This is a genomic window from Streptomyces sp. NRRL F-4489 (assembly GCF_001509485.1).
Classification (GTDB): Bacteria; Actinomycetota; Actinomycetes; order Streptomycetales; family Streptomycetaceae; genus Streptomyces.
The window spans coordinates 1-8,400 of the sequence record NZ_LLZI01000075.1; the positions used below are offsets into that span (position 1 = coordinate 1).

Below are 8,400 nucleotides of genomic sequence, written 5' to 3' on the forward strand. Positions count from 1 at the left end.
GATGGGTGTGAAGCAGGAGGCGGGGGCGCTGGGGGGCGGCGGGGTGCCGGGGGGCGGTGGCCCGGGGGCCGTGGACCCTACGGGGGCCGTTGGTCCTACGGGGGCCGTTGGTCCTACAGGGACCGTTGGCCCTACGGGCTCCACGGGCCCCACTCGCACCTTCCGTATCGACATCGGCGAACTCGTCCTGGACGGCTTCGACGCGCGGGTCACGGACCCGGGACGCGTATCGGCCGCATTCCAGGCGGAGTTGGCGCGGCTCGTACGGGAACGGGGCGTTCCGCTGGCCTCCGGTGACGGTGACAGTGGCGGTGACGGCGACGGGACGGGCCGCGTGCTGGACGTCCTCACCGGTCTGCCGCCGCTTCCGGCCACCACCCACCCCGTACGGCTGGGCGAGGCGCTGGCCCGCGCGGTGCACGCGGGGCTGGCGGGGCGGGGGGAGGCGCGGTGAGCGGCGCGGCCCGGGCGGCGGAGTCCGGCGGCCGGTCGCCGGCCGCGCGGGACGACCGGCGCCGCAAGCGGCGGGAGCGGACCGCCAGGACGGCCGCGCCCGAGCCGAAGAACATCGTCAGCGGCGCCGGCCAGCCGCTGGACCCCGGCGTGCGGCGGGAGCTGGAGGAGCGGCTCGGCCACGACTTCGGGCAGGTCCGCCTGCACACCGACCGCGCGTCGGGGCGGCTGGCCGAGCTGATGGGCGCGGACGCGTTCGCGGTCGGCCAGGACATCTTCTTCCGCGAGGGCGCCTACCGGCCCGGCACCGCCGACGGCCGCCGCCTGCTCGCCCACGAACTCCTGCACACCGTCCAGAACCCGCACGGCCTGGGCGCCCTCCGGGCCGGCCGCGACCTGGGCGCGGTCAGCCTTCCCCAGGACGCGGTCGAACGGGAGGCGGAGACCGCCGCCCAGGAGTCCGTCAGCGCCGCCCTGCGCGCCACCGACCGGCCGGACACCCCGGCCCCGGACGTCTCCCCCGGCCACCCCACCCCCGGTTGGCTCCGCTACGCCACCGTCCACGCCGACCACCGCCGCACCGAACTCACCGACCCGGCAACCCTGGTGGACCGCCTGGCCAACGGGGTCCTGCGGTCGCTGCGGGGGGATCCGGAGGATCGTTCGGGGCGGGTGCGGATGCAGTTGGCGCGGATGGCGCCGGAGTTGCAGGACGCGGTGCTGGCGCGGCTGGAGGTGCGGCTGTTCAGTTCGGAGCACGATCGGCTGCTGGATCTGGTCGAGGAGGCGGAGCGGGGGCCGCTGCCTTTCATGGCGGCGGGCGCGCCCGAACCGGTCACCGACGAGGCCGCGGCCATCGGGCAGGAACGGGCCCGGCGGGCCGCCGATGCGGACGAACGGCGCGGGCAGGAGGAGAAGGCGGACGACGAGCGCCGCGCGCGGGAACGGGACCGCAAGGACGCCGACCCGGCCGGTGACGGCGGTCCGGAGCGCGGGCGGTCCGCGGCGGCGGGCGGGGCTCAGGCGCCGGGGGCGGATACGGGTACCGGGCCGGCCGCAGTGGCGGCCGCCGCGGCGCAGGACCGGGCGGCGGCCGGGGCGCGCGGTGCGGAGCAGGCGCAGGCCCGGCAGGACGACCGTACCGCCAACGAGCAGGCGGCCGAACGGGACGGGGCGGGCGCCGCGCGGGGCGTGGAGGAGCAGGCCGCCGCGGGCGGTGCCGGGCAGCGCACGGCCGTGCAGGCGGCGGAAACCGGCGGCGGACGGCCGGCCGGGCCCGGCGGCGAGCAGGCCACCGCCCCGGAGGCGCCGGACAACAGCGCGGCGGAACCGGGCGAGAAGGACCGGCGGGGCCGGGACGAGGACACCGCTCCCGGCACCGGCGACCCCGAGAACGAGGAGGACGCGGACGACGAACCGCTGGGCCTGGAGGACGAGGCGGACTCGGACGCGGAGGCCGAGGCGGAGACCGACGCGGACGCTGACGCCGATGTCGCGGATGACTCGGGGGTGGGTGACGCCGGGGCGGACGATGGGGCCTCCGGGGACGGGCAGGGCGACGCGGACGCGGGTGCGGACGCTGCCGCCGGCGGGGCGGAAGCGGCCCTCTCCGGTGGTGGTTCCGCCGGTCGGGCCGGGGCGCGCGACGGCGCACCCGGCGTCATCGACTCCCCCGCCACCGACGACGAGTTCGCCGGCTCCGCACGGGAGGCCGCGACCGCGGACGGGACCGGGGCGAACGACGACGGCCCCTCCCCCGAGGACGAGCAGGAGGAGGACCAGGAGCCCGAGCGGCGGCTTTCCGAGGACCTGGCGGCCGGCGAGTCCACCGAACAGGAGGTCGGCCCCGACCCGGACGAGAAGGCCGAGGACACGGTCGGCGAAGACTCCGCCCAGGACGATACGGACGATGACCCCGGCGACCCCGACGACGTAGAACTGGCCCAGGAACAGGCCGCGGAACGGGCGGCGGACGCCGCGGCGAAGCGGCGGGACGACGCCGCCCGTACCGCGACCCCCGGGACGGGCGGCATGGACGTGCCCGGTGGCGGCACGGCCGAGCCGGAGAAGCTGTCGAAGGCCGACGAGGACGCGCGCCGGCAGACGGCCGCCGCCGCGCCGGGGGCGTCGTCGGGAGCGGCGTCCTCCTCGTCGTCGGCCTCGGCCGAGACGTCCGCGTCGTCGTCGGCAGCGTCCCAGACGTCCGCGGCATCTCCGGCTTCCGCCCCGGCAGCCGCCTCCACCCAGGCCAGTACGCCCCAGGAAGCCCCGGCAGCCACCACCCCCCAAGGAACGACCAGCCACCCACCGGCCCCCACCGATCAGCCCGCCGCCCAGCCCGCCGCCCAGGCCGATTCCGCCGCCCCGGGCCGGGACCTCACCGCGGGCCATGGCCCGGCCACCACGCCCGAACCGGCGTCGGGCGCAAGCCAGTTGGCCGCCCCCGGCCCGTCGTCCACTCCGGGGCTCGCCCCGGCCGCTACCGGACCGGCCCGCCCCACCGCCGCCGCGGCCCAGGCGCAGGGCGGGTCCCCGGCCGAGCCGTCCGCGAAGCCCGCGCGGGGCACGCCCCCGCCCGTACCGTCCCCGTCCACGCCCCGCCAACGCCAGGCAGCCCGGCAAGCCGCCCGCAACGTCCGCTCCGGAAGCGGCGGAGGCACCGGCACAGGCGGCAGCCGTACGGCATCGGCCCCGGCGCCCGCGCGCGGCGGCGGCCGGAGCGGGTCCGGCCGCGCCTCGTCCGCGCCCGCCAAGCCGAAGAAGGACGCGCCGCCGCCCGATGTCTCGCAGGGCACGCCCGAGGCGGGACTGGCCACGGTGTCGCGGCTCAAGCCGTACCAGATGCTGGAGACGTTCCGGGGCGTCAACAGCGCGGTGGGCACGTCGGTCGGCAAGGAGCGGACCGCGCTGCACAACGCGCCCCCGCGCATGGAGCGCCCGATCGGCTCGCCCCGTACCGTCCCCGGCGGCCCGAAGCCCGCCGCGCCCGGCACCTATCCGCAGGACAAGGTCGCGCGCACCGACGCGGCCAAGGGGAAGACGGACGAGATCACCGGCGAGCAGCGGCCGGAGGGCGAGGCGCCCGGTGCCGATGTTCCGGAGCCGAGCTGGTGGGACATCCTGCTGACGATCGGCGGCGCGCTGCTCAAGAAGATCTTCCCGTTCGACGATCTGATCGACTCGATCCTGGGCCTGCCGACGACCGACGAGGGCCTGAAGGGCGCCCGGGTCGGCAACGCCCCCGGGCTGCCGCTCCGGGACGACTCCGATCCGCGGCGTACGGACGAGCAGGACCGGAAGCTGGACGAGCGGCGGGACGAGGTCCACCGGTCCGGCCGGGAGGACGCGGCCCGGCCGATGGGCGAGGACCAGATCTACCCGGACGCCCCCCGGGAGACCCTGACCGCGAAGGTGCCCGGCGGCGCGAAACCGGCCGGCCGGGGCGGCGCGCCCGGGGCGGGCGGGGGCGCGGTGCCCGTCGAGTCGGCGTCCGCGGTGGCCGAGCACGACCGCGGCCCGCAGATCCAGGCGGCGTTCGGGCAGGGCCTGGCGCGGATGGGCAAGGAGCGCCGTACCAAGGACGACAAGGCCAGGGCGGACCGGGAGAAGCACGACCGGGACCTCCGGCGGGAGGTCGACACCAGCACCAAGAAGCAGGCCGGCGAACGGGAGAAGGGGCAGCAGGACATTGCCGACGCCCGCGACAAGTGGCGCAAGGAGCAGGACGACAAGGTCGCGGAGATCGACGGCAAGAAGGGGAAGAAGTTCGAGAAGGTCCGCAAGGACATCGACGACAAGCAGGACGAGACCGATAAGCACGTCGAGAAGCGGACCGAGGACGACAACCAGAAGATCGACGACGAGCACGCGGACGCCGAGAAGGACGCCCGGCAGGAGCAGGACGACAAGAAGAAGGAGGCGGAGAAGGGCGACGGCGGGTTCCTGGACCAGCTCAAGCAGTGGTGGCAGGACCTCAAGGACTCCATCAAGCGGTTCTTCGAACGGGCCCGGAAGGCCGTCACCGACCTCATCGACGCGTTCAAACGCGAGGTGTTCCAGCTCATCGACGAGGCGCGGAACTGGGTCGTCCAGCAGATCAACGACTTCGCGGACGCGCTGATCGCGTTCGGCGACGAGATGCTCGCCGACTACCCGGCGATGCGCGACAAGTGGCGCAACACCATCAACGCGGGCCGCGACTACGCCGTTCAGAAGGTCAACGAGGCCGCGGACAAGCTCAAGGACGTGGCGGGCAAGCTGCTCGACGGGCTGGGCGGCGCGCTGCTCGCCGGGCTGGACGTGATGGAGGACGGGCTGCTGAAGGCGGTGGACGTCGCGGAGAACGTCACCGTCTCGGCGGTGGAGTTCGGGCAGCAGGCCATCGCCGCGCTGGGCGAATGGGCGGCGATCTTCAGCGACATCGTCTCCGATCCCGGCGACTGGATCAGCAAGGCGGGCAGCGCGGCCGAGAGCGGTGCGAAGGACCATCTCTTCAACGAGATCCAGTCGGCGGTCAAGGAGTGGTTCAACCAGAAGGTCCAGGAGATCACCGGGCTGCCGCCGGAGGAGTTCCAGGAGCTGCTGAGCGGCGGCGTCACGATCCAGGAAATGGGCAAGATGGCCTGGGACGCGGCCGTGGAGCAGCTGCCGATGATCATCGGCACGCTGGTCATGGAGAAGGTCGTGGCCAAGCTGATCCCCGGCGCGGGCTGGGTGATGGGCATCATCGACGCCCTGAAGACGGCGTGGGGGGCGCTCAGCCGGATCCTCGCCGCGTTCGGCCTCTTCATGGACTTCCTCAAGGCGGTCAAGAGCGGCAACGGGGCGGTGCCGTTCGCCAAGGCCGTCGCCGCCGGGGTCATCGCCCTCCTGGAACTGCTCTACCAGGAACTGATCAACGGTCTGACCCGTTTCATGGGCGGGGTGACCCGCAAGCTCGGCGACATCCTGAAGAACCTCCGCACCAAGCGGCGGCCGGGCGGGCACGGCGGTGCGGAGGCGCCCGGCGGGCCCGGCGGCGGGAACCGGTCCGGGCGGCCCGGCCACGAATCCGGGGCCGAGCCGCACACCGCGCCGACCGCCCGGAACGCCGACCCGCACCGCACCGAGCGGCCCGGCGAACCCGGTCCGGCCACCGACAAACCGGGGCAGCGCCCGGCGCCCCGCACACCGTCCCCCGACAAGACCTCACGCCCGGAGCCCGGGCCCCGCCCGGCCAAGCGCCCGTCCCCGGAGAAGCAGCCGCACCCCAAGGACCGGCCGCAGCCGAAGGCCAAGAAGAAGCCCGACGCGCACGAACGCCGCACGGACGGCCGCGAGGTCAACGACGCCCGCCGCCGCCTCCGCGACGCCCGCACCAAACAACGCACCGGCACCTCCGCCCCCTCCGGCACCTCCGCCCCCAAGCGCCGCGGCCCCGGGCGCAGCACCGTCCGCCCCGAGCGCCCCGCCTCCAAGCACCCTGCTTCCAAGCACCCTGCGGAGCACCCGGCGGAGCACCCGGGCACCACCCGCCCCAAGACATCCCCGAAGACCAGGCCCGGGACCAAAACCAGGCCCGGGACGAAGCCCAAGGCCAATACCGGGGCCAAGCCCAAGGGCACCCACCGCACCCCCACCACGAAGCCGAAACGCCGGCCGTCGCGCGTCCGCCGCGCCCTCAACCGCGCCCGCCAGACCGTCAAGTCGGCCCTGGCCCGCGCCCGCCGCGCCGCCCGCCGCCTCCTCGGCAAGGCCCGCCACCTCGGCCGCAAACTCCACGACCGCGCCCACCGCCTGCGGAACCGCTGGCGCCACCACCGCGACCGCCTGCGGAACCGGTACCACCGCCGGCGCGACCGCAACCGGGACCGGAAGCACGACAAGAAGGACAAGAACGACAAGAACGGCTCCCGGGACGTCGACCTCCCGAAGGTGCGGTTCCGCGACGTGGACGACCACGAGGTGCACGTCCTGATGTTCCACGGGCGGGGCCCGCGGGCGCCGATGTTCCTGCACAGCACGCCCGAAGAGGTACCGCCGTTCCTCGCCGACTGGCGCAAAGACCTCCGAAAACCGGAAGCGAAGGCGGACGAGGCGCAGCAGATGCACCACCTGCTGGCCGCCGAACGGGCCTACACCGCGGCCAAAGCGACCCAGAAAGGCATCCCCACCAGGACGCAGGCGAAGGAGAACGACGCGAAGAAGGCGGAGCGCACGGAGCGCCTGGCGAAACTCCGGGGCGAGATGCGGCAGATCGCCGACGCGGCCGCCCAGCGGAAGTACTACGACGTCCCCACGCCGCCCGAATACCAGGACTTCCACGACCTCGGCCCCGGGCGCAGCGCCGAGGAACACACCTCCCGCTACCTGGGCTCCAGCGCCAAGACCGTTTTCGGCGGGCCCGGCGAGGACGCCAACGCGGCGAAGGACAACCAGCCGCCCGGCTGGGACTACGTCCGGAGCAAGAAACTGAGCCAGGGAGCGGCCTGGGTGCGGATGCACCTCCTGCCGGAACGCCTGGGCGGAAAGGCGAAGGGCAACAACCTCGTCCCCGCCCGCGGCCCCGCGACCAACATCAAATTCCTGAACAACATCGAGGACATCGCCTACCGGGCCATTCCGGAGCCGCACAAAATCATCTGGTACCGCACCAGGGTGGCGTTCGGCCACCAGGGCTACCCCGGCTTCCCCAGCTACATCTCCGCGGAGTACGGCGGCTACGACCGGACGGGCGGAACGGGCCGCAACCGCGGCGACTGGACGCCGCAACACACGGAGAAGCATTACGACCAGTTCGTTCAGCCCCCGGCCAAGGACGAGGAGGGGACCCTGGCCATCAATCACGCCGGACGCAGCAACTTGTCGGCGATGCTGGGCGTCAAGGAGAGCATTTGCCAGCACCTCCTCGACGTACGGGGGGAGTTGGAGGAGAAGGGCAAGAAATTCACCTCCGTCAGCCAGATCACACGGCTCATGAGGCGCCTCAAGGGCACGATGAGGGGCGGCTCGATGCCCGAGCTCGAGGCCATGCTCACCAATCTTCGAGACCTGAACAAGCACAAGAAGATCAGCTGGGAATGAGGACCGTGACGCACATCTCCACCGACAGCCGCTTCCCGTACGAAGCCCGCTGCGCCGAGGCGCTGAGAGAGATCGAAGAGTGCCAGGAGTGGGAAGTCTCTGTCGCACGCTTCGGATCGATCAGCGAGCCTCTGGATGACGCCGAAGGGGTCTTCGAAGACCTCGCCAAATGGCACGAGCTGCCCCTGGCGCCAGAGATTCGGAGCAGATTCTTCCGGTTCGATGAGATCGAGGCGTGCTGGCGCATTCCACGGCCGGAAAACGACATCGTCGGCGAATTCCACCTGAGCCACCTGTACGTCACCGTGGAAGAAAACCGCATGGGGGAGACCTGGGAGGGCACGGACGACGAGGAGCGCGAGCTCTACGGCGAACTTCGCTTCTTCGACGACACCCCCAACACCGGATCCGGTCGGTTCGCGGCGCTGCGGGCGACGCCCGGGGCCAGCAATCCCGAGATCTGGTTCTTCGATATGCGTCAGGGCGCGATCGAGATGGACCTGGACTACGGGACCTACCTGGACACCCTGCTCGTGACCAAAGGGACCATCGGCTGGCAGTACCTCTTCACCGACGCCGGATTCGGGGATCCGGGTTTCACTCCGCTCGCGGCAGGGCTCAGGGAGATGATGGAAGTCTTCCCGCGGCTCTTCCCGCGACACGACTACACCGACCTGCGCCGGCGTCTGGAGGAGCGACTGTGACCCGTTATCCCGATATTCCTAAGCCTATTCGGTCGGGGATTGTTGTGGTGGATCCTGATTTGGGGATTCCGCGGCGGATCATTGTGTTGCAGTTCAATCCGGATACGTTGGAGCGGCAGGTGGCGCCGCAGGCGGCCGGTGGGGAAGGGGACAGTGGGGGGGGGGGGGGGGGGGGGGGGGG

At 73.0% G+C, this 8,400-nt stretch carries 3 protein-coding genes and 1 pseudogene; all 4 read left to right on the plus strand.

What is annotated here, in order from left to right; translation table 11 throughout:
• A partial coding sequence (locus ADL22_RS36025; protein ID WP_234430599.1) for a hypothetical protein occupies positions 1–454 on the plus strand: 454 nt, incomplete at its 5' end.
• Positions 451–7,515 (plus strand): eCIS core domain-containing protein, encoded by a 7,065-nt coding sequence (locus ADL22_RS08525; RefSeq protein ID WP_066975376.1) that lies wholly within the window; start codon positions 451–453, stop codon positions 7,513–7,515. The genes ADL22_RS36025 and ADL22_RS08525, both read left to right, overlap by 4 nt.
• Positions 7,516–7,520: 5 nt before the next feature.
• Positions 7,521–8,219, plus strand: a complete 699-nt coding sequence (locus tag ADL22_RS08530; RefSeq protein ID WP_159048596.1) for a hypothetical protein — start codon at positions 7,521–7,523, stop codon at positions 8,217–8,219.
• Positions 8,216–8,400: pseudogene (locus ADL22_RS36030) on the plus strand (hypothetical protein); the annotation flags it as partial. The gene ADL22_RS08530 and the pseudogene ADL22_RS36030, both read left to right, overlap by 4 nt.